Annotated in this window: 20 protein-coding genes; 11 read left to right on the plus strand and 9 right to left on the minus strand. The window is 58.4% G+C overall.

Annotation, left to right across the window (positions count from 1 at the left end; all coding sequences use genetic code 11):
* Positions 1-73: 73 nt before the first annotated feature.
* From SynA1825c_RS04835 to SynA1825c_RS04850, 4 genes are read left to right on the plus strand one after another with little or no spacing between them, the layout of a single operon-like run.
* Positions 74-739, plus strand: coding sequence for a hypothetical protein (locus SynA1825c_RS04835; RefSeq protein ID WP_186471030.1), 666 nt, complete (start codon positions 74-76; stop codon positions 737-739).
* Positions 736-1374: a hypothetical protein gene (locus SynA1825c_RS04840; RefSeq protein WP_186470517.1), complete on the plus strand. Its 639-nt coding sequence runs from the start codon at positions 736-738 to the stop codon at positions 1372-1374. The genes SynA1825c_RS04835 and SynA1825c_RS04840 overlap by 4 nt, the downstream gene beginning before the upstream one ends.
* On the plus strand, positions 1371-2606 hold the full coding sequence (gene larC / locus SynA1825c_RS04845; RefSeq protein WP_186470518.1) for a nickel pincer cofactor biosynthesis protein LarC: 1236 nt from the start codon (positions 1371-1373) through the stop codon (positions 2604-2606). Before SynA1825c_RS04840 ends, larC begins: the two co-directional genes overlap by 4 nt.
* Complete coding sequence (locus SynA1825c_RS04850; RefSeq protein WP_186470519.1) at positions 2600-3586, plus strand: lysylphosphatidylglycerol synthase domain-containing protein; 987 nt, start codon at positions 2600-2602, stop codon at positions 3584-3586. Before larC ends, SynA1825c_RS04850 begins: the two co-directional genes overlap by 7 nt.
* Position 3587: 1 nt before the next feature.
* Here the strand turns inward: SynA1825c_RS04850 and SynA1825c_RS04855 are convergent, their stop codons facing one another.
* The 4 genes from SynA1825c_RS04855 to SynA1825c_RS04870 form a co-directional block, all read right to left on the minus strand.
* Positions 3588-5153: an iron ABC transporter permease gene (locus SynA1825c_RS04855; RefSeq protein WP_186471031.1), complete on the minus strand. Its 1566-nt coding sequence runs from the start codon at positions 5151-5153 to the stop codon at positions 3588-3590.
* A 166-nt stretch (positions 5154-5319) separates the two neighbouring features.
* Entirely contained in the window at positions 5320-5466 is a 147-nt protein-coding gene (locus tag SynA1825c_RS04860) for a hypothetical protein (RefSeq protein WP_186470520.1), read from the minus strand.
* Between the two features lie 63 nt (positions 5467-5529).
* The gene (locus SynA1825c_RS04865) at positions 5530-6627 is read right to left on the minus strand and encodes a GTP-binding protein (protein ID WP_186470521.1); all 1098 of its coding nucleotides are present in this window, start codon (positions 6625-6627) and stop codon (positions 5530-5532) included.
* Between the two features lie 38 nt (positions 6628-6665).
* Entirely contained in the window at positions 6666-6947 is a 282-nt protein-coding gene (locus SynA1825c_RS04870; protein WP_186470522.1) for a 4a-hydroxytetrahydrobiopterin dehydratase, read from the minus strand.
* 63 nt (positions 6948-7010) lie between these two features.
* On the opposite strand from SynA1825c_RS04870, the gene SynA1825c_RS04875 reads away from it, so the two are divergent.
* The 3 genes from SynA1825c_RS04875 to SynA1825c_RS04885 all read left to right on the plus strand — a co-directional run bounded on the left by SynA1825c_RS04875 (position 7011) and on the right by SynA1825c_RS04885 (position 9643).
* Positions 7011-7256, plus strand: a complete 246-nt coding sequence (locus SynA1825c_RS04875) for a hypothetical protein (RefSeq protein WP_186470523.1) — start codon at positions 7011-7013, stop codon at positions 7254-7256.
* 10 nt (positions 7257-7266) lie between these two features.
* Positions 7267-8802, plus strand: coding sequence for a carboxypeptidase M32 (locus SynA1825c_RS04880; protein ID WP_186470524.1), 1536 nt, complete (start codon positions 7267-7269; stop codon positions 8800-8802).
* Positions 8803-9055: 253 nt separating this feature from the next.
* A complete protein-coding gene (locus tag SynA1825c_RS04885; protein WP_186471032.1) occupies positions 9056-9643 on the plus strand; it encodes an inorganic diphosphatase in 588 nt (195 codons plus the stop codon).
* Between the two features lie 67 nt (positions 9644-9710).
* Here SynA1825c_RS04885 and SynA1825c_RS04890 read toward each other — a convergent pair whose 3' ends face one another.
* Positions 9711-10688, minus strand: a complete 978-nt coding sequence (locus tag SynA1825c_RS04890; protein WP_186470525.1) for a hypothetical protein — start codon at positions 10686-10688, stop codon at positions 9711-9713.
* Between the two features lie 129 nt (positions 10689-10817).
* Here SynA1825c_RS04890 and SynA1825c_RS04895 point away from each other — a divergent pair, with 129 nt between their 5' ends.
* Positions 10818-11378 (plus strand): L,D-transpeptidase, encoded by a 561-nt coding sequence (locus SynA1825c_RS04895; RefSeq protein ID WP_255478454.1) that lies wholly within the window; start codon positions 10818-10820, stop codon positions 11376-11378.
* Here the strand turns inward: SynA1825c_RS04895 and SynA1825c_RS04900 are convergent.
* A complete protein-coding gene (locus tag SynA1825c_RS04900) occupies positions 11368-11931 on the minus strand; it encodes a MarC family protein (protein WP_370593799.1) in 564 nt (187 codons plus the stop codon). The two genes, SynA1825c_RS04895 and SynA1825c_RS04900, sit on opposite strands and share 11 nt — an antisense overlap.
* A 69-nt stretch (positions 11932-12000) precedes the next feature.
* Entirely contained in the window at positions 12001-12954 is a 954-nt protein-coding gene (gene hemC / locus SynA1825c_RS04905) for a hydroxymethylbilane synthase (protein WP_186470526.1), read from the minus strand.
* A gap of 166 nt (positions 12955-13120) precedes the next feature.
* Between hemC and SynA1825c_RS04910 the strand changes: the two genes are divergently transcribed.
* Together SynA1825c_RS04910 and SynA1825c_RS04915 are read left to right on the plus strand one after the other, a co-directional pair.
* Complete coding sequence (locus SynA1825c_RS04910; RefSeq protein WP_186470527.1) at positions 13121-13573, plus strand: DUF6561 domain-containing protein; 453 nt, start codon at positions 13121-13123, stop codon at positions 13571-13573.
* 111 nt (positions 13574-13684) lie between these two features.
* A complete protein-coding gene (locus SynA1825c_RS04915) occupies positions 13685-14089 on the plus strand; it encodes a hypothetical protein (protein ID WP_186470528.1) in 405 nt (134 codons plus the stop codon).
* Positions 14090-14122: 33 nt separating this feature from the next.
* Here SynA1825c_RS04915 and SynA1825c_RS04920 read toward each other — a convergent pair whose 3' ends face one another.
* Both SynA1825c_RS04920 and rpoD read right to left on the minus strand, forming a co-directional pair.
* Complete coding sequence (locus SynA1825c_RS04920; RefSeq protein WP_186470529.1) at positions 14123-14380, minus strand: hypothetical protein; 258 nt, start codon at positions 14378-14380, stop codon at positions 14123-14125.
* A gap of 332 nt (positions 14381-14712) precedes the next feature.
* The gene (gene rpoD / locus SynA1825c_RS04925; RefSeq protein WP_186470530.1) at positions 14713-16062 is read right to left on the minus strand and encodes an RNA polymerase sigma factor RpoD; all 1350 of its coding nucleotides are present in this window, start codon (positions 16060-16062) and stop codon (positions 14713-14715) included.
* Between the two features lie 333 nt (positions 16063-16395).
* Here rpoD and priA point away from each other — a divergent pair, with 333 nt between their 5' ends.
* Complete coding sequence (gene priA, locus SynA1825c_RS04930; protein WP_186470531.1) at positions 16396-18645, plus strand: primosomal protein N'; 2250 nt, start codon at positions 16396-16398, stop codon at positions 18643-18645.

Below are 18645 nucleotides of genomic sequence, written 5' to 3' on the forward strand. Positions count from 1 at the left end.
AGATTGATTGGCTGAAGACAACATCCCAATGCTGGTTACAGTTGCTGCGGGCTAGTGGATGCCCTTGAAACTGATGCGCGACCATCCCATTCCCGCGGTGACCGAGCCGCTGCAGTACCGGGCCATCGGTGTCGTGCGAGGAATCTTTAGACCGGAATCCGAGGACCAGCCCACGCGCGGGCATCTTGTTGATGCCGACGGCCAGGAGATCGAAGCTGTCGTGCTTGGGAGGATGCTCACGCTCATGCGTCGTCATCTCGAGATGAGCCAGCCGCACCTCTGGGTCGTCTATCCCCGTTGTCGGGAAGCCGGTCAATTGCATCTCCAGATTGCAGGAATTTGGGAGCCGAGCACGCTGGCGGCAACCCAAGATGACGGCGAAGCCCTCGACCCCTCAGTGGATCAGCTCCCCGAAGGAGACGACTACTTCTCGATTCGGGGTGAGCTGATTTACACCAAGCCTGAATCCTCTGAGCTGGTGATCAAGGTGCGCCAGTTGCCGCGCGCCGATGGATTCAAGCCCCTGCCCTTCAAGCTTCAGCTGAGTGGTGACGTGGAGTTGGCACATCTGCGTCACTTCGTAAGTTTGGATGTGCGCCGCCAGGGTCAGGCGCTGCAGGTGGAGTCGTTTGAGGTGATCGCCCCCATGCCAACCCGAGGCGGAAAGGGGCGTGGTGGGGCCTCCCGCCGAGGTGGTGCCGGGGCCGGCGCTCGTAACAGGCCTGCTCGTAACGGATGAACGCTTCACCGGTGTCTGCAACCACTGCTGGTTTTGCAGTGGCTGGCTGCACCGGCCTTGCGGTGTTCGGCCCTCTCGTCGGACTGTCTCCGGCCTGGATTGCCTTGCTCATCGGCAGTGGACTCCTGGGTCTCACCGTTGATGCGTCTCAGCTGGAAGGCATGGGCGGCCATCTTCTGGCGGAAGCCCTGCCTGGTGGTCGGTCCCGCCTTCGTCGGGTCGCACGCCATGAAGCGGGCCACTGGTTGGTGGCTCAGCAGGAGGAGCTGGCGGTTCGACGGGTCCTCGTAGGAACACGCGCCTGTCTGAAGGCTGGTTTGCGTTGCAATGGGGCGACGGAATTCGATCTGCCGGAGCAAGTGAGATTGCCTCTCGAGGATTTACGTCGCTGGAGCCGCGTCCTGCAGGCGGGAATGGTGGCCGAGGCCCTGCTGGAGGGAGAAGCTCGTGGTGGTGCTGATGATCGCGCCTTATTAGGTCGGATCTGGGGCTTGTCGGGACAAGATGTAGCAACAGCTCAGCGTGAGCAACGCCGTGCCCGCCGTGAGGTGGAGCAGTTGCTGAAGAAGCGATTGGATGAGCTGGATGGTGTAGCGGAACGGCTGCTGGAGGGCCTGGAGCCGGAGCCGGCATGACCACGCCGGTTTCAGCCGATTTTTTTGTGGATTGTCCGACCGGGCTTGCCGGAGACATGCTCCTGGCGGCCTGCCTGGATCTTGGTGTTCCGACTTCGGTGATTCAAGCGCCACTCCAGCAGCTTGGTCTTGATACGGCCTACGCGCTGCGTGTGTCTGAGGCCCAAAGTGGTGGCTTGCGAGGCCTGCGGCTCAAGGTGGATGCACTGGAGCCCGATCCAGCGCATCGCCATTGGGGTGATCTGCGCCGGCAAATCCTGGCGGCTGAGCTGAAGCCTTCTCTCCGGGACATGGTGCTTGCTGTGTTCTCCAACTTGGCGGAAGCCGAAGCAGCCGTTCACGGTGAGGCTCCTGAACAGGTGCATTTCCACGAAGTGGGTGCCATTGACAGCCTGGTGGATGTGGTGGGCGTCTGCGCCGCCTTCGATGTTCTGCAGCCTCGTTCCCTTTGCTGTCTGCCACCGCCGTCCGGCCGCGGCACGGTGTCCACGGCCCATGGCGTGTTGCCGGTGCCGGCACCGGCGGTGCTGGAGCTGGCTCAACGCCATGGTGTGACGCTGCGCAGCGGGGATGACTGGCCGGAAACCGAGCTGACAACTCCGACAGGGTTGGCCTTGATGACGGTGCTGGCCGATCGATTCGGCTGGCCGTCTCTGCTGGAACCCGAGTCCATCGGGATCGGTCTTGGACATCGCCAGCTGGACCGTCCCAATCTGCTTCGACTGATTCGGATGCGCCCCCGTTCGTCGGTGGCCCTCAACCAGCCGCACTGGCAGGAGTTGATGGTTCAAGAAGCATGGATCGATGATGCATCCGCTGAAGCGATTGCCTGGTTGTGTGAGCAACTGCGGGATGCAGGTGCTGTGGATGTGGCCTCTGCGCCTCTTCAGATGAAGAAAGGTCGACCCGGCACCTCGGTCATGGCCCTGGTGTTTCCCGAGTCTGCTGAGCGCCTGCGTCAGATCTGGTGGACGGCAAGCCCCACGCTTGGTGTGCGTGAACGGTTTCAGGGCCGCTGGGTGCTGCCCCGTCGGTGTGGATCCCTGGACACGCCCTGGGGTGCTCTCGCCGCCAAACAGGCCATGAAGCCGGATGGAAGCCTGGTGGTCAAACCAGAGCAGGATGCGCTTCAGTCCCTGGCTGATCGGGAAGGCCTTTCGCCGGAATCACTCCGCCAAACGCTGCGCTCGTCGACCCTGCCGTTTCGGCCAGAGGAGGACTGGACATGTTGAAGCGACTCCAAGCTCGCTTGTCCTCGTTCCTCCCCGGCGGCTTGAAACTCTGGGTCACTTTCCTCACCCTTGGTTTTGTGGGATGGGCCCTGGCAGGCCATGCCAAGGGTCTGAGTGAGCTGTCGATTTCAACCCGTGGTTGGTGGTGGTTGGTGACGGGACTGGGGCTGAGCTGGCTGAGCCTGGTGGTCAACGCCCTTGCCTGGAAAGTTCTTGTGGCATGGCTAGGCCATGGCTCCGGCCCGGTGCCATTGGTGCCTTTGTATCTCAGCAGCAACTTGTTGAAATACCTGCCGGGCGGGGTCTGGCATTTCCTGCGGCGTGTCCGGGCTCTTGGGCCCTCCATCGGCACAGGTCCTGCTCTCGTTTCTGTGCTGTTGGAGCCGATGCTGATGGCTGTGGCTGCGGTGCTGTGGATACCGTTGGGCGGATGGCAGAACGGTTTGGTTCTGTTGGCCCCGCTTCCTGCGCTTCTGTTGCTTCCTCGCTGGAGAGAGCCTCTGCTGTGTCGCCTCGAGCGCAGTCGACTCAAGCAGCTGAATCAGGCTGAACCCGCTCTCGAGGCTTTGCCACCCCCAGAGCAACTTGGCAGTGGTCGTCGTGGCTACCCCTGGGCTCCACTCGGGGCTGAGTTGCTGTTTATCGCTTCACGCTTCTCGGGATTTTGGTGTTGCATCCAGGTGTTTGATCTGGGAACTGTGTTGCCCGCTGGACGCTGGATGGCGGCCTTTTCCTTGGCTTGGGCCGCGGGGCTCGTTGTTCCCGCTGCTCCTGGAGGTCTGGGTCTGTTTGAGGCCGTCTTGTTGCTGCGTCTGGGTACATCCGTGCCGGAAGCAGGATTGTTGGCCGTTGCTTTGAGTTATCGCTTGGTGGTCACGCTGGCCGATGTGCTTGCTGCTGCAGGAGCACGGGCCGATCGTCTGCTTGCTGAGTCGATCAGCAAGCGATCGAGTTCTGGATCGCCTTCCGTTGCCCCTTGAATCATGAGGGACTTGCCTGAGCATCACGGTCGAGTCGCGGTATGAGGGCTGAGGCCGCCAGTAGACCCAGAGCCAGGATCATCAGCGCAGGCCAGAGAGCTGCTGCAAGACGCTCATCGCCGGCGTACTGATAGACCCGTACCGCCAGGGTGTCGAAATCAAAGGGTCGCAGAGCAAAGGTGAGCGGAAGCTCTTTCACGGTGTCCACAAACACCAGCAAGCCCCCCACCACGATGGGGCCACGCAGAAGCGGGAAATGAACCCGTTTCAGAACGGCTGGCCAGCGGAGGCCAAGTCCTGTTGCGGCTTCATCGAGGCTTGGCGAGAGGCGTTCAAGAGCGGCATCAATGCCTCCTTTGTTGACGGCGAGGAATCGATCGCTGTAGCCCCAGAGCAGCAGAAGGATCGGTGAGAGCTGCCAAGGACCGCCTAGCAGCAACAGGGATAGCGCCAGCACGGCGCCAGGGATGGCGTATCCCATCCCCGCCAGGAACGTGACAGTTCTCAGCCAGTGCGATCGACTCCAGCGTTTTGCGATTGAGAGCAACAATGCGGCGCAACCCGCTAGCAGGGTGGCGGCCAGGGCAAGTGCGAGGCTCCGAAGCGTCAGCAAGATGAGCTCGGGTTCAAGACCATTGGTGAGTTGGTCTGCATTGATTCCTGCCCAGGTGAGTGGAACGCCAAGACTGATCAGGGGCGGAAAGACGCTTAATGCCTGCGCAACGAAGGCGCGTCCCCCATGCAGGGTCCAGGCCGGCGATTCTCCACCCGCCACGCCTTCCGACCAGCGGCGGCTGCGGCGACGCAGCCAGCGTTCTCCCACCAAAAGCATCAGCACAATGCAGAGTGTGATCAGGGCTAACCCCACCGCACCAGTGGCATCACCATCCATCTGCCAGGCCTGCAAGATGCCCGCCGACAGACTGGGAATGCCTAACAGCTGAACGGCGCCCAGTTCATTGGCTACTTCCATGCCCATCAGCGCGATGCCTGCACCAATGGCTGGAAGAGCCATCGGAAGGGCGATCCGTCTGAAGCTGCTCCAGGGGCCGACCCCCAATGATCGGCAGGCTTCGAGCTGACGACGCCCGCTAATGCTGAAGCTCTCCGTGCTGAGGAGGAACACGTAGGGATAGGTCGTCAAAGCCATGACGGCGATTCCCCATCCCAGTCCATGGATGCGGATGCCATGAAGACTGCCCAGATCCACCAACGTTCCCGCCAACAGATAAGAGGGTGTTGCTAGAGGAAGCAGCTGAGCGATCCGCAATCCGCGGCGGCCGGGGAACCGGCAGTTGGCTAAAAGCCAGCCATTGGCTGTGCCCACCAAGCCCCCCAGTCCTGCGGTGCCGAGCAGCAGTGTCAACGTGCCGCGAACCTGTGCCAGTCCATCAGAGCCGAGGCTGGCATTGCCATGGGTCAGTCCGAATAGGCCCTCCCTTAGCAGTCCGGCAATGGGGAGAAGCGCCAAGAGTGCAATCAACAGGGCTCCTGTGACCAACAGAAACCGACCCGACAGCAAGTTGAACGACTGGGGGCGGGTGGCCTTGCAGAAGATGCCTGGCATCGCGAAGGGATCGCTGCTCACAGTCGAATCAAGAACAAGCCAATGAATTGAGAATCATATTCAATTTCAATAGCTCGCTGACTTCAATAAAAAACCACCCGCCGCGATTGCGGTGGGTGGTCCTAATAGTGGAGTAAGCAGGGAAAGAGTGAGGGAACGTTGAGGATCAGCGACGTGAGCTGCGGACGGGGATAGGAACGAGCCTCGGCTCCATCAGACCGCCGCCGCCATTGTCATCATCGGAATCGAGCAGCAACCAGAACGCGAGTGCCAGGGCGGTTATGAGGCCGCCTGCTGCGAGAACTTCAATCATGCTCCCTCCGCTTTGATGAGCAGCTTAATCGTGATTTCCGCCCGTGGGTGAATCAATCACGACTCATTCAGGAATGTCGCAGACACAGGCTTGAAGCTGTTGTCTCAGGATGTCGTGTTCCAGGTCACGGCCGATCAGCACCAGTTGGTTCTTGCGTTCACCAGTCCAGTCGCTGTCATCGATGGAGAAGCGTTTTCCAGCCAAATGGAACACATGACGGCGCTCACTCTCCTTGAACCAAAGAATTCCCTTGGCGCGGAACACGCTCTCAGGCAGCTGGTTGTCGAGGAAGTTCTGGAACGCTCTCAGATCGAAAGGGCGAGGGCTTGCGAATGACAGCGATGTGAACCCCTCAATGGCGAGGTGGTCGGCAGAACCATGGTCATGGCTGTGATCGTGATGGCTGTGATCGTGATGGCTGTGTCCATGATCGTGATGGTGTTCATGGTCATGGTCATGGTCATGGCTGCAGTGTCCGTGGTCGTGATCGCAGTCGCTGTGATCAAGGCTTGGATCCTGGGCCGGACTCACCACCCGGTCGGATTCGAACAAGCCCACGCTCAGAAGCAAAGGGAGCGGCACCTCGCCTTTCACTGAGCGCAAAATTCGGGCATCTTTTTTGACTTCGCGCAGCTCGTTCTCCAGGGCCACAAGCCGGCTCTCTTCCACGAGATCAGTCTTGTTGAGCATCAGGATGTCGCCATAGATGACCTGGGAACGGCCCACTTCGCTGGCGAGGATTTCGGAGCCGAAATTCTCGGCATCCACCAAAGTGATGATTGAGTCAAGCCTGGTCTGATCGCGCAGTTCGCTGCCCAGAAAGGTCATCGCGACAGGCAGTGGATCCGCTAGCCCTGTGGTTTCCACGACGAGATACTCCACGCCATTGGGGCGTTCGAGAATCCGTTCGACGGCATCCAGAAGTTCGCCATTGATCGAGCAGCAAATGCAGCCGTTGCTCAGTTCGACCATGTCCTCGCTGGTGCTCACCACCAGCTCGTTGTCGATCCCAATTTCTCCAAACTCATTCACCAGAACGGCGGTTTTTAGCCCGTCTTGATTGCTCAGAATGTGATTGAGCAGCGTGGTTTTGCCAGCCCCTAGGAACCCGGTGAGAATCGTCACCGGAACTGCTGATTTATGGGTCGCGCTGGCCGTCATCGAAACTGATTTCACCACCCTTTTATTCTGACAGTGGTTCAAAGAAGCGCGTCGATGGCGTGGGCCATCGCAGCATCTAGGTCACTCAGGCCCCCGAGATCGTGTGTGGTCAGTTCGATCGTCACGCGGTTGTAGACGTTGCTCCAGTTGGGATGGTGCTGCATGGTTTCCGCCAGCAGCGCTACCCGGGTCATGAAAGCGAACGCCTCGCTGAAGTTCTTGAACTGCCATTGACGCTTCAAGCGGTCGCCCGTCACCTGCCAGTGCTTCAGCGTGAAGCCAAGCTCTTCCTTCTCTTGTGCGCTGAGCAGTGCTGCCATGACGAAGATCGTTTCTGGACTTCAGCTCTAGTCTGAGCACGGTGAAACGCTTCGATTGTGCGGATGTTCAACAGGAAGCTCTGGCTCCCGCTGATCATCGTGGTTGTTTGCGATCTTCAGGCCTCTACGGCCCGCGCCCAACGCGTCGTGAAAAAGCTCACGAGCGAGTGCCCCATGGGCTACATCGACACGGCTAACGGCAAGTGCAGCGCCCTGGGGTTGATGACTTACACCCTCAGGCCCGCGATGGGTGATGAGTGTCCGCCAGGCTGGAGCAGCATTGGTGGCGATTACTGCCGCCGGGACTGACTGAGCGCAGATGATTCGCAGTGCGACCCCCAACGCCTGGACACGCCTTGGCGAGCACCTGAAGGAAACCCAGCTGCTTGGTTCAATCCAGAGCACCCTCTATTGGGATCAGAACACGCGCATGCCCAGCGGCGGTGCAGCTTGGCGTGGCCAACAACTGGCACTGTTGGCTCGTCAGTTGCATGCCCGACAAAGTTCGCAGCGTTATGCCGATTTGATTGCGGACGCTCGCGCTGAGTGGAACGCCAGCACCAGTTCTGGGGAGGCTGGCGAGCTGAAGGAGCAGGCCCGCAACCTTGATCTGCTCGAGCAGGATCTGCGTCGTCAACAGTCGCTGGACCCTGCCTTGGTCAGTGCTCTCGCAACAGCGAAATCCCAGGGATACAACCTCTGGCAGCAAGCCAAAGCGGCATCGGATTTTCAGATCTTTGCACCTGCATTGCGGCAGATGGTGGAGTTGCGCCAGGAACAGGCTCGTCAGTTGTCGGAATCCCGCAGCTGCTGGGAAACCTTGGCGCAACCATTTGAGCCTGATCTCACCCTGACCCGGCTTGAAGACCTGTTCGCACCATTGCGCAGCCGTCTTCCCGCTCTGCTGGATTCGCTCCCAGGTGGGCCCCGTCCTGCTTCGCTCAGCTGGGATCTGACGCCGGCGACGCAGCAACAGCTCTGTGAGCAGTTGCTGCAGGAGTGGGGCCGTGATTCAGCGATCACGTGTGTTGCGGCCTCTCCCCATCCTTTTTCCATCACCCTTGGACCCCGCGACTTCCGCATCACCACCCGGGTGGTGGCAGGTCAACCTCTCTCTTGCTTTTTGGCGACGGCCCATGAGTGGGGACACAGTCTTTACGAGCAAGGGTTGCCGGAATCCAGCCATCAGTGGTTCGCCTGGCCCCTCGGTCAGGCCACGTCGATGGCCGTGCACGAAAGCCAGTCGCTGTTCTGGGAGAACCGGGTGGCCCGTAGCCAGCCGTTCTCGGAGCGCTGGTGGCAGCCTTTTGCCGCCGCCGGAGCCCCGGTGACGTCCTCGTTGGATCTCTGGCAAGCCATGAATCCCATGGCCCCCGGCTGCAATCGTGTGGAGGCTGATGAACTCAGTTACGGGCTACATATTCTGATTCGCACGGATCTGGAATTGGCCCTGCTTGAGCAGGGAATGCCGGTTGAAGATCTGCCCAGCGAGTGGAATCGCCGCTACAGCGAACTGCTCGGCGTGACACCAGCCAACGATGCCGAGGGCTGTCTGCAGGACGTGCATTGGAGTGAAGGCCTCTTCGGTTATTTCCCGTCCTATCTGCTCGGTCATCTCGTCAGTGCCCAGATCAGCGAGGCGATGACCGCAGCGATCGGTTCACCGGAAGAGCATGTGTCTCGGGGGGACGTGACGCCGTTGCTGGCCTGGCTCAGGGAGCATGTGCATCCTGTGGGCCGAGCGTTGAACGCTGAGCAGCTCGTGGAGCAGGTGTCGGGTCGAGCGTTGTCGAGTGCGCCTTTTTTGACCTACCTCGACGACAAGATTGAAAGACTTCAAGCACAGGGCCACTGAGAGACAAACCGTCCCGATTGGTCGAGCTTCTCGACGTGCTCTTGTGGCATGGATGGCTGCTGTTCTGGGACGGAAGATCTGCGATGACGAATCCGTTGTGCGCGGTTTTTGCGGTGATTCACCACGATGGTGCTGGTCAGGGCGCCTCGATGGTTGGCCGGCTGCCGAGAAGGCATCCTTTCCCCGTTTCGGCTTCGCTTCAAAAGCGTTCATGGAACGGTCCGTAGGATCACTGCGCCGATCGCCGTCTCCCATGGCCAATCTCGACCAGGCTCCCAGCCGGAGCATGCCCAATCTGTTGCATGTGCTCCCCGCTTTTGCGGATGAATCCGAGCTGCGTCTGAACACGATCGTCGAGCTCAACTCGAACACGATCAACAAGTACGAGCTGATCACCGAGACCGGTCATCTGAAGCTGGATCGGGTTGGTTATTCATCCCTGTCCTACCCCTTCGCTTACGGCTGTATCCCCCGAACCTGGGATGAGGATGGCGATCCGCTTGACATTGAGATTGTCAATGTCACTGAACCGCTGATTCCTGGCTCAATTGTGGAAGCTCGCATCATCGGCATCATGACTTTCGATGATGGTGGCGAGGTCGACGACAAAGTCATCGCTGTGCTGGCGGATGACAAGCGAATGGATCACATCAAGAGCTTTGAGGATCTTGGCGACCATTGGAAAAAAGAAACCACTTACTACTGGGAGCACTACAAAGATCTGAAGAAGCCTGGAACCTGCAGCGTCAACGGTTTCTTCGGAACCGAGAAGGCTGTCGAGATCGTCAAGAGCTGTGAGGCCCGCTACGTGGCGGAAATCGACCCCAAGCTGGTCGACTGAGCTTCAGCCGTCACGTCCTGCAACGGTGAACACAACCATGAACAAGGTGGGGGAGCCCCCGCCTTGTTCATGGTTTGAGCAAGACAGGCCCGGGTGTCTGGGGGATGTGGAACTGCTCCCTGAGTTGAGTGACTTGTTGCTCAGCGTGCCTCCAGAAATCGAAGTCTTGAATCAGATTCACGTTGCAGGCCAATCCTTTTTCGTAGCCAGCCATGGCGTCGTCGGGGATGAACTGCCCTGTTTCCGGCGGTATCAGACTGTTGGTGGTGCTGAAGGATTTTCCAAGATGGAAATCGAGCATCACTTCAAGCAGTGATTCAAAGCCGAATCCATCGGTAAAAAGTCCGGCTTGAAAGGCTGCCACATTCATTTCCCCTTGCGTGTCGGTGTTGAAGCCACCCAGGATGTGGCAACAGTCATGATTCACTAGCAATTCCGAGGTGCTCTTGTGCTCGCCGGGCAGCGCCCAGTTGCGGTCGCGATACCAGTGGAAAAAGCTGTGGCCAAGGCTTCCTTCTGGAAACTCTTGCAGGGCTTGGTAACGACTGGCGAGGATTGGATCCCCGACGGCTTGGTGGATTGCGCTGATGATGCCGCGTACAAATTTTGAGGGACTGTCGAGGCGTAAGAATTCACTCATGCTCCGGCGGCCGTAATCGAGCAGCAGGCGCCTGAGGTGGTTGTCGCGAACCTGGTGGAGGTCCTGCAGCGTCTGGGGTGTCACCTCAAGACATTCGGCAAAGTCGTCCACCACGCCCACCATGCGCGCATCCACTGTCATGTCGACGTAAGGAATCAGCACCAGCATTTGGATGAGTTGTTCTCGCTGCGCTGGATCAACAATCAGATCCGGATATTGGATGGGGGGAATGATTGCCAGGTTGTCCAGATCAATGTCTGAATGCAGAACATGCGTCTGAATCGCGTGCATCATCTCCAGGATGATCGGCTGCAGTTTCAGCACGCCACCAGCGGTGCCTACGTTTTTGATGGCCTGAAGCACAAGTTTGGCTTCGGCAGTCGTCCACGTCAGTTGCTGCGGCATCACTTAAGAGGCTGGTAGTCGCGTTTAGCACGTCTTTCTCAGCAGGTCTGGGCCCGAACGACTGGTTTCTAAAGAAAGTCCTCCACTGATGGTCGGTTTTATATCTGACCAGTGAATACGTTGAGACCAGTGAGTCTTGAAAGTCCGATGTTGCGTCTCGATTGCGTCGGATGGCGTCATTTGGCTGGCGTTGGTGTTGTCTCGGCGGTGCTGGCAGGTTCGGCTGCTTCGGTTGCTTCCGTGCAGGGGGCAACGGTGCCGAGCGCATCGGTGCCATGGCAGGCCGCAGCCCCCGCGACGCGGATTCATCTCGATCTGCGGGAACGCCGCATCAGCGTGATTCGAGATGGCCAACCATTGGGTCGCTGGCCTGTGGCCATCGGCGACCCCAGCACACCCACGCCGACAGGATTGTTTCAGGTGGAATCGAAGCTGGAGAATCCTCAATATCAGAGCACCACGTCAGGCAAGGTGCATCCAGTCACCGGCCCTTCCAGCCCTCTAGGACATCGATGGATTGGGTTTCTTCAGCAGGGCCCTAATCAGTTCGGCATTCATGGAACACCCTGGCCCCACTGGGTCAAGATTCGTGCTGCTGTCTCCAACGGATGCGTGCGGATGCTCAATGCCGATGTGCAAAAGCTGTATGAGCTCGTTGAAGTGGGTACTCCCGTGGTCATCACCCAATGAGTCCAGAGTCCTTGAGGATGGGAAAGCCGACGTTTAGGCCTGTGAACAGCATCTGAATCGCGATTGCCGTGAACAACAGTCCCATGATTTTGGTCAGCACTTGCAAGGCTGAGGCGCTGATTTTTGAGGACAGCATTTCGCCAGCATTGTTAACCAGATAAACGACGGCGCTGAGAGCGACCACCACCAGACTGGGGCTGACTTTGCCTTCAAGGCTTGCGGCGTGAGGATCAGCGATCACCACCGTGAGGGTGCCTGGCCCGGCGAGAAGGGGAATGCCCAAAGGCACGATGCCTTTGACGGCAGAATTTTGATCTCGGTCTACTGACTCGGGATCGTGGTGGACTTTCGATGGCTCGGAGTGCAGCATCGAAAGCCCGATCAACACCACAATCAACCCTCCTGCGACCTGAAAGACAGCACGGCTAATGCCGAAGAACCCCAAGAGGTCATTCCCAAGCCAGGTTGCTAACAGCAGTGCACTTAGAAAGGTAAAAGCGCCGCTGCGGGCAATCCTCGATCTTTTTTTTGTTCCCGTCGGTGAAGGAGAGATAGATCGGAAGGTTGCCGATCGGGTTGGAGATGGTGAAAATTCCGACCGCGGTGTGCAGCAGAGACCTGCTCAGGCTTCGGGGCGAACCGAGGCAAAGATCTCCTGAAGGATCTCTCCTGCACCGCGTGATTTCAACTCGCCGGCCAATTTCACGCCGAGAACTTCCGGATCAGAAACAGGTCCGCTGCACTCATCTCGGATCAAGCGCGTGCCATCAAGGCTCGCCACCATGCCAGTGAGGGTGAGGGTGTCGTCTTCGATCACAGTGTTCACGCCGATCGGCACCTGGCAGCCACCTTCGAGTTCCCTTAAAAACGCTCGTTCCGCGAGGCAACGCGCTGCAGTGGGGGCGTGTTCGAGGACCTTGATCAACTCCAGAACTTCGGGGCTGCCTTCCACGCATTCGATGCCGAGTGCGCCCTGACCAACGGCGTGAAGAGAGATGTTGCTGGGGATGATCTGATGAATGCGGTCGCCGAAACCCAGGCGTGAGAGTCCTGCGGCCGCCAGGATCAGACAGTCGTAGTCACCAGAATCCAGCTTTTCAAGGCGGGTGATCACGTTGCCCCGCACATCCTTGAACTGGAGGTGGGGATAGTGATGACGTAGTTGTGCCAGCCGACGCAGGGAACTGGTTCCCACCACGGATCCATCAGGCAGCGTTTCCAGGGTGTGATCAGCATTTTTTTTGTTCACCACTAGGGCATCGGCAGGATCCTCCCGTTCGGTGACACAACCCAACATCAACCCCTCTGGAAGGTTGGTGGGCAAATCCTTCAGGGAGTGAACGGCGATCTCCGCGCGGCCCACCAGCATCTGGGCCTCGAGCTCCTTGGTAAACAATCCCTTGTCGCCGATCTTGGCGAGGGCGACGTCGAGGATTTTGTCTCCCTGGGTGGCCATGGCTTCCACGGAGATCGCCAGACCCGGATGAGCTTTTTCGAGTTCAGCTTTGACCCAATTGGTTTGCACCATGGCCAGCTGGCTTCGGCGGGAGGCGATGCGCAGTTGCTCGAGGGCCATGGGCAGGGGGAAGTGGCCATGAAGCTTACGGACTCAATGGCCCCGATCCGGTCAAGATTTCACAGAACGCAGGCCCTTCGTTCATGGGGAAGGCGAGCATCAACACAGACAGATGCCGACAATCCGCCGGAACAGCTTTACGATCTGTAAGCATTCGAGAGTCGTTATGCCTGGGCCTGTAGTGAATGGGGTTAAGGCGCAACGGGCAACATCTGCCGTTTCTTTGGGCCAGGAGGGGGAAGCAACTCCTTTCCTACCCGTGTTGAGCGAGGGATCGATTCGACTGGTGTTGCTCACCAGTGGTCAGATGCTGGTGGCACGACTCCGGCAGACCACTGACTCTGATGGAGATCGGGCTTACCAGCTCATTCGTCCCCTTCGTTTGGTGAAAGAAGCAGAAACCGAGCCGTGGTCACTGCTGCCTTATCTGGCCGGTCTCACCCCACAGCGGAATGTGGTGATGTTGAAGCCGGCCGTGGCAGCTGTGCTGGAGCCGGAAGCACGCATCCTTCAGGCCTATACGCAGTCCACGAATCAGGAATGCCCACCCTCGGAGACGCCCGTGGAACGCCTGAAAAAAGCTTTTCAGGAATTCACAGACAGCATCGAGGCCGGTTGAGCCAATCGATGTTGGCTGACAAACGGCAACATCTGGGAGACATCCAAGCGATGTGTGGTTGCAATGGTCTCGGTGATGTTCCGACGGAGAAATGTTTTGAGGATTCATGCCTTGCCCGCACTGTTGTCGCTGACAATGGTTGGGATACCGCTTCCGGTGAGAGCTGCTGTCGTCAGCTTTGAATGCAGGGGGGAGAAGACACAAGGGTCTGGGGTGGCGACGGGGCTGCCGATGAATCATCCGCTTCGCGTTCGCTACCGATTGGATACCGATGCATCAATGCTCACTGAAATGGAAATCAGCGATGAGCAATTGTCAACCGGTCAACAGCTGATACCCGTCAAAATCTATGGAAATTTATTGATAGCTAAATTCAGTAATCTCAATACAGGTAAAGATTACGAGATTCAAATTCGTGGTGATGAAAAGCGCTTTTCCATCACTGTTTATCCAGAAGGAATCTATGAACCAGATGCATGGTATGGAGCCTGTCAATCATTGCTCGTTGAAGAATAACTCTGCGAGTGGCGTTATCTCTCTCGGTTTGAATCAATCACCAAATCCCTTGGAGTTCTTCAGCTTTTTCTGTATTTTTTTGTCAACGACTTTCACCACGGTGTTGTCAGAAGTGTTGTCTTTGAAGATTACCCCATCTAGCCAAATAGTCAGGATGTAAACAACGACGAGAACGGGAATGATCACTCCCCATTCGTTGGGAAATTCATAGGGAATTTGTCTGATGCCAAAGATCGCTAAATAGCCTGTGATCAGTGTGAGGACGAACCGTCTGATGCTTGAAGGGTTCATTGTGGTTGATCTTCTAAATGATCCTAAGTGAATTGGCTCACTATTGATTTGCAGCTTGTTCGTTGCGGGATCACCAATGAGAGGGCGTTCTGAGGCATTGCATCTTGAGTTCGCCCTTGCGTATCGATCTAGCTCACAGTGCCAGGTTTCAAATCACGTTGAAAGATGCAGCGTTGGGGTGTCATGAGATTCCCATCTGCGTTGAGAGGTGCCGAATTTTTTCCACCCCGAACAAATGGTCGTCGTTGTGTTCTCAACACTTAGTTAGTAAAAAACCCCAGAACTCCTGTGTTGTCCAGGGTCCTGGGGGATCGATCGGATGAAAGGTCTTATTATTTGATGTATTCCTTGAGTACACCGTTGCGGTTGGGATGCCGCAGCTTGCGCAATGCTTTGGCTTCGATCTGGCGGATGCGCTCGCGGGTCACATCGAAGATCTGGCCGATTTCCTCGAGGGTCTTCATGCGTCCGTCATCAAGGCCGTACCGAAGTCTGAGTACGTCGCGTTCCCTGGGACTGAGGGTGGCTAGCACGCCTTCAAGATCTTCACGCAGAAGATTCTTGGCGACATCCTGCTCGGGATTTTCGATGTCAGCCTCGATGAAATCACCGAGACGGGAATCCTCTTCTTTGCCGATCGGGGTCTCAAGCGAAATCGGAAGCTGAGCACTTTTGGCGATAAAACGCAGTTTTTCGATGGTCATTTCCATCGATTCAGCGATTTCCTCTTCCGTTGGCTTTCGGCCGAACTCCTGGCTCAGCACTTTGGTGGTTTTCTTGATTCTGGAGATGGTTTCGTAGAGGTGTACCGGCAGGCGGATCGTTCGGCTCTGGTCGGCAATGGCACGGGTGATGGCTTGGCGAATCCACCAGGTGGCGTAGGTCGAGAACTTGTAGCCCTTCTCGTGGTCAAACTTCTCAGCCGCGCGGATCAGGCCAAGACTGCCCTCCTGGATCAAATCCTGGAAACTCAGGCCCCGATTCATGTATTTCTTGGCGATCGACACCACCAGGCGCAGGTTGGACTGCACCATCTTTTCTTTCGCCCGCCGGCCGAGCATCAGCCTGCGCCGGAAACGGATCAAGGGCATCTCCACCAGTGCTGCCCATTCCTTGTTGTCAGGTTCGCGGCCGTTGTCGCTTTCGAACTGAGCTGCAAGTTCTTCGAGATAGAGCAGATCGGCGATCTTTCTCGCCAGTTCGATTTCTTCATCCGGTCGTAGGAGCCGAATGCGGCCGATTTCCTGCAGGTAAACCCGAATCGAGTCTTCGGTGTAAACACCCTTCGGGCCCACCTTGATGCTGGCCAGAACCTTGGCTTTGGCATCGGCTTTGGCTTTCTCTTCCTTGCCGGCTGCAGCAGCACCAATGCTGGTCTTGCCTGCCGCTTTGGCGAGCAATTGGTCTGCCGCAGCATTCAGGTCTGCAGGCTTGGCACCCGCTTTGGCTTTGCTCTTAGTCGAGGCTGCCTTGGGGGTGCTGCCCTTGGCCTTAGAGGTGGTGCTTTTGGCTGTTGATTTGGCTTTGCTAGTCGTGCTTTTGGCCTTGGTGGCGCTGGCCTTTGCCTTCGCTGCGGGCTTGGCTTTCGCGGCCACCGTCTTGGGCTGACCTTCGGGATCAGCCAGCATCACGATGGCGGGAGCAGCCTGGGACTTAGCTGACTTGCTCGCAGCAGGACTCATGGGAAAGAAGAAGGAGGATTAAGGGGTTAACGGGGCTTCAACACCCAAGAACAACTCAGACACTTTTCAATGCGCTGCTAGACCTCGCCATCGAAGGGCGTCGACGTCATCAGAGCAATGATCAAAATTAATGTGTTGGTCTGTGGTCCGTGGCAGGGCTGTCAGGGGCTTTCGCAGACCGGTCGGCCGTCGGGCAGAACCCTGGCTCGAGCTTCGTGTCTTCCCACTGGACGGAACTCTGCTTTGTTCCGACAACAGCTCGTTAGCTGTCCAACAAATGTATCTTAAGAAAAACATGTGACGTCGGCAACCCCTGCCGAGTTACCGTGCTGCGTGCTTCCCGAACAGTCGGTTTCCGTTGTTGACGTCTGGCTGGAGGCCGGTCGAGACGGTCGTACGTTTCGCTACTGCGACAGTCTCCGACTCGGTGTTGGTTTGGGAGATCTGGTGTCCGTCCGCCTGAGAGGCCGACGGTTGCAGGGACTGGTGACCAGCTGCCGCGGCTTCGACGAGGATTCCCACGCTGAGGGTTTCAGCGGGCAGCCTCTCCAGCCTGTGGATGCACTGGTGCAATCCGCTGCGGTTGATGCCGGTTGGAGGGAGTGGCTCGACGCCATGGCAGATCGATGCCATACCAGTTCCTTTCGGATGCTCAAAGCGGCTTTGCCACCCGGATGGCTGGGGCAGCGGCCCACCCCTTCTGCGGCTGGCCGTCGGATGTGGTGGGTTGCCTTGCGAGACGTCGCGCCCTCCGCCGACCTCTCCAACGCGTCACGCCAGCAAGCCTTAATGGATGTGCTTGCGCAACGGGGTGGGGGGGCCTGGCAGCGCGATCTCCTGGCGGAAGGGTTTCAGTCGGGAAGTGTCCAGGCCTTGGAATCCAAAGGGTTGATCCAACGTGAGCAGCGCTGCTGCAACGACCTGGAGTCCTCCGTTTCGCCACCCTTTCATGCGGAGCCTCCGCGAGCGCTGACTGAAGAACAGCAGGCTGCAATTACGCGCTTTCAGAGGCTCCCGGATGGCAGCGAAATGCTGCTTTGGGGAATCACCGGGTCAGGAAAAACTGAGGTGTATCTGCAGCTGGCTGCGGCTGAGCTTGGGGCCGGACGGCACGTTCTGATGCTCACGCCGGAGATCGGATTAATCCCACAACTGGTGGACCGTTGCCGCAAGCGTTTTGGCGCGCAGGTTGTGGAGTACCACAGTGGTTGCACTGATCGGGAGCGCGTCGCTACCTGGCGTCGTTGTCTTGCCTCTGATCAGCCCCTCGTGGTGGTGGGCACGCGTTCGGCTGTGTTTCTGCCGCTGCGCCCGTTGGGATTACTGGTGCTTGATGAAGAGCACGACAACTCCTACAAGCAGGAGTCGCCGATGCCTTGCTACCACGCTCGGGATCTGGCATCCGAGCGGGTGAGGTTGCAGGGTGGCCGTTTGCTGTTGGGAAGTGCCACGCCATCGCTGGAGACCTGGAGCCGTCTTCAACCCGAAGGCCCGGTCATGCTCTCCAAGTTGCGCTCAAGGATCTCCCGTCAGCCGTTGCCTCCCGTGCGCATCATCGACATGCGCCATGAGTTGGCGGAGGGCAATAAACGCTTGATCAGCCGTGCACTCATGGATCGGCTGGCAGGCCTTCGAGATAAGGGCGAGCAGGCGGTGGTGCTCGTTCCGCGCCGCGGGTACAGCACCTTTCTCAGTTGCCGCAGTTGCGGAGAGGTGGTGATGTGTCCCCACTGCGATGTGCCTCTCACCGTTCACGGCAGCCGGTCGCATCAGCAGTGGCTGCGCTGTCATTGGTGCGACCATCGCGAGCCGATCGCCGCGTCCTGTTCCGCTTGCGGATCACTGGCGTTCAAGCCCTTTGGTGCCGGAACGCAGCGGGTGATGGAGCGGTTGGCCGCGGAGCTGAGCGATCTGCGCCTTTTGCGATTTGATCGCGACACCACCGGCGGGCGAGATGGGCACCGACGCCTGCTGGACCGATTTGCCGACGGCGAGGCTGATGTGCTGGTGGGAACGCAGATGCTGGCCAAGGGGATGGATCTTCCCCATGTGACGCTGGCTGCAGTGCTCGCGGCAGATGGCCTTCTCCATCGCCCTGACCTCAGGGCTGGTGAGCAGTGTCTGCAGTTGCTTCTGCAACTCGCTGGTCGTGCCGGCCGTGCGGAGAAGCCTGGCGAAGTGCTGGTGCAGACCTACAGCCCGGACCATCCTGTGATTCGGCATCTGGTGGATGGTCGTTACGAGCGGTTTCTCGAGGAGGAAACCACCTTGCGACGGGAAGCAGGACTCGTGCCGTTCGCTCGGGCTTGTCTGCTGAGGCTCGCAGGTCCATCCGCCAACGACACGGCGACGGCGGGAACGCTCTTGGCTGAACGCCTGCGCGAACCGTGTGCCGCGGCCGGCTGGCAGTTGCTCGGGCCCGCACCGGCTCCTGTGGCCAGAGTGGCGGGACGTAGCCGCTGGCAGTTGCTTCTGCACGGTCCCAAAAACAGTCCCATTCCTCTGCCCCCGGGTGCCAGCCTCTGGGACGGCTTGCCTCGGGATGTGTCGCTGGCTGTGGATCCTGATCCCCTTCAGCTCTGA

Source organism: Synechococcus sp. A18-25c, from assembly GCF_014280035.1.
Taxonomy (GTDB): Bacteria; Cyanobacteriota; Cyanobacteriia; order PCC-6307; family Cyanobiaceae; genus Synechococcus_C.

Excerpts from the sequence above, each read along its gene's own strand:
- SynA1825c_RS04840 (WP_186470517.1), top strand. The coding sequence starts at position 736 with ATGAACGCTTCACCGGTGTCTGCAACCACTGCTGGTTTTGCAGTGGCT.
- SynA1825c_RS04860 (WP_186470520.1), bottom strand. The coding sequence starts at position 5,466 with ATGATTGAAGTTCTCGCAGCAGGCGGCCTCATAACCGCCCTGGCACTC.
- SynA1825c_RS04910 (WP_186470527.1), top strand. The coding sequence starts at position 13,121 with ATGCCTGGGCCTGTAGTGAATGGGGTTAAGGCGCAACGGGCAACATCT.
- hemC (WP_186470526.1), bottom strand. The coding sequence starts at position 12,954 with ATGGCCCTCGAGCAACTGCGCATCGCCTCCCGCCGAAGCCAGCTGGCC.
- SynA1825c_RS04880 (WP_186470524.1), top strand. The coding sequence starts at position 7,267 with ATGATTCGCAGTGCGACCCCCAACGCCTGGACACGCCTTGGCGAGCAC.
- rpoD (WP_186470530.1), bottom strand. The coding sequence starts at position 16,062 with ATGAGTCCTGCTGCGAGCAAGTCAGCTAAGTCCCAGGCTGCTCCCGCC.
- SynA1825c_RS04850 (WP_186470519.1), top strand. The coding sequence starts at position 2,600 with ATGTTGAAGCGACTCCAAGCTCGCTTGTCCTCGTTCCTCCCCGGCGGC.
- SynA1825c_RS04875 (WP_186470523.1), top strand. The coding sequence starts at position 7,011 with ATGTTCAACAGGAAGCTCTGGCTCCCGCTGATCATCGTGGTTGTTTGC.
- SynA1825c_RS04890 (WP_186470525.1), bottom strand. The coding sequence starts at position 10,688 with ATGCCGCAGCAACTGACGTGGACGACTGCCGAAGCCAAACTTGTGCTT.
- SynA1825c_RS04865 (WP_186470521.1), bottom strand. The coding sequence starts at position 6,627 with ATGACGGCCAGCGCGACCCATAAATCAGCAGTTCCGGTGACGATTCTC.
- SynA1825c_RS04870 (WP_186470522.1), bottom strand. The coding sequence starts at position 6,947 with ATGGCAGCACTGCTCAGCGCACAAGAGAAGGAAGAGCTTGGCTTCACG.
- SynA1825c_RS04920 (WP_186470529.1), bottom strand. The coding sequence starts at position 14,380 with ATGAACCCTTCAAGCATCAGACGGTTCGTCCTCACACTGATCACAGGC.
- SynA1825c_RS04835 (WP_186471030.1), top strand. The coding sequence starts at position 74 with ATGCGCGACCATCCCATTCCCGCGGTGACCGAGCCGCTGCAGTACCGG.
- larC (WP_186470518.1), top strand. The coding sequence starts at position 1,371 with ATGACCACGCCGGTTTCAGCCGATTTTTTTGTGGATTGTCCGACCGGG.
- SynA1825c_RS04885 (WP_186471032.1), top strand. The coding sequence starts at position 9,056 with ATGGCCAATCTCGACCAGGCTCCCAGCCGGAGCATGCCCAATCTGTTG.
- SynA1825c_RS04855 (WP_186471031.1), bottom strand. The coding sequence starts at position 5,153 with ATGCCAGGCATCTTCTGCAAGGCCACCCGCCCCCAGTCGTTCAACTTG.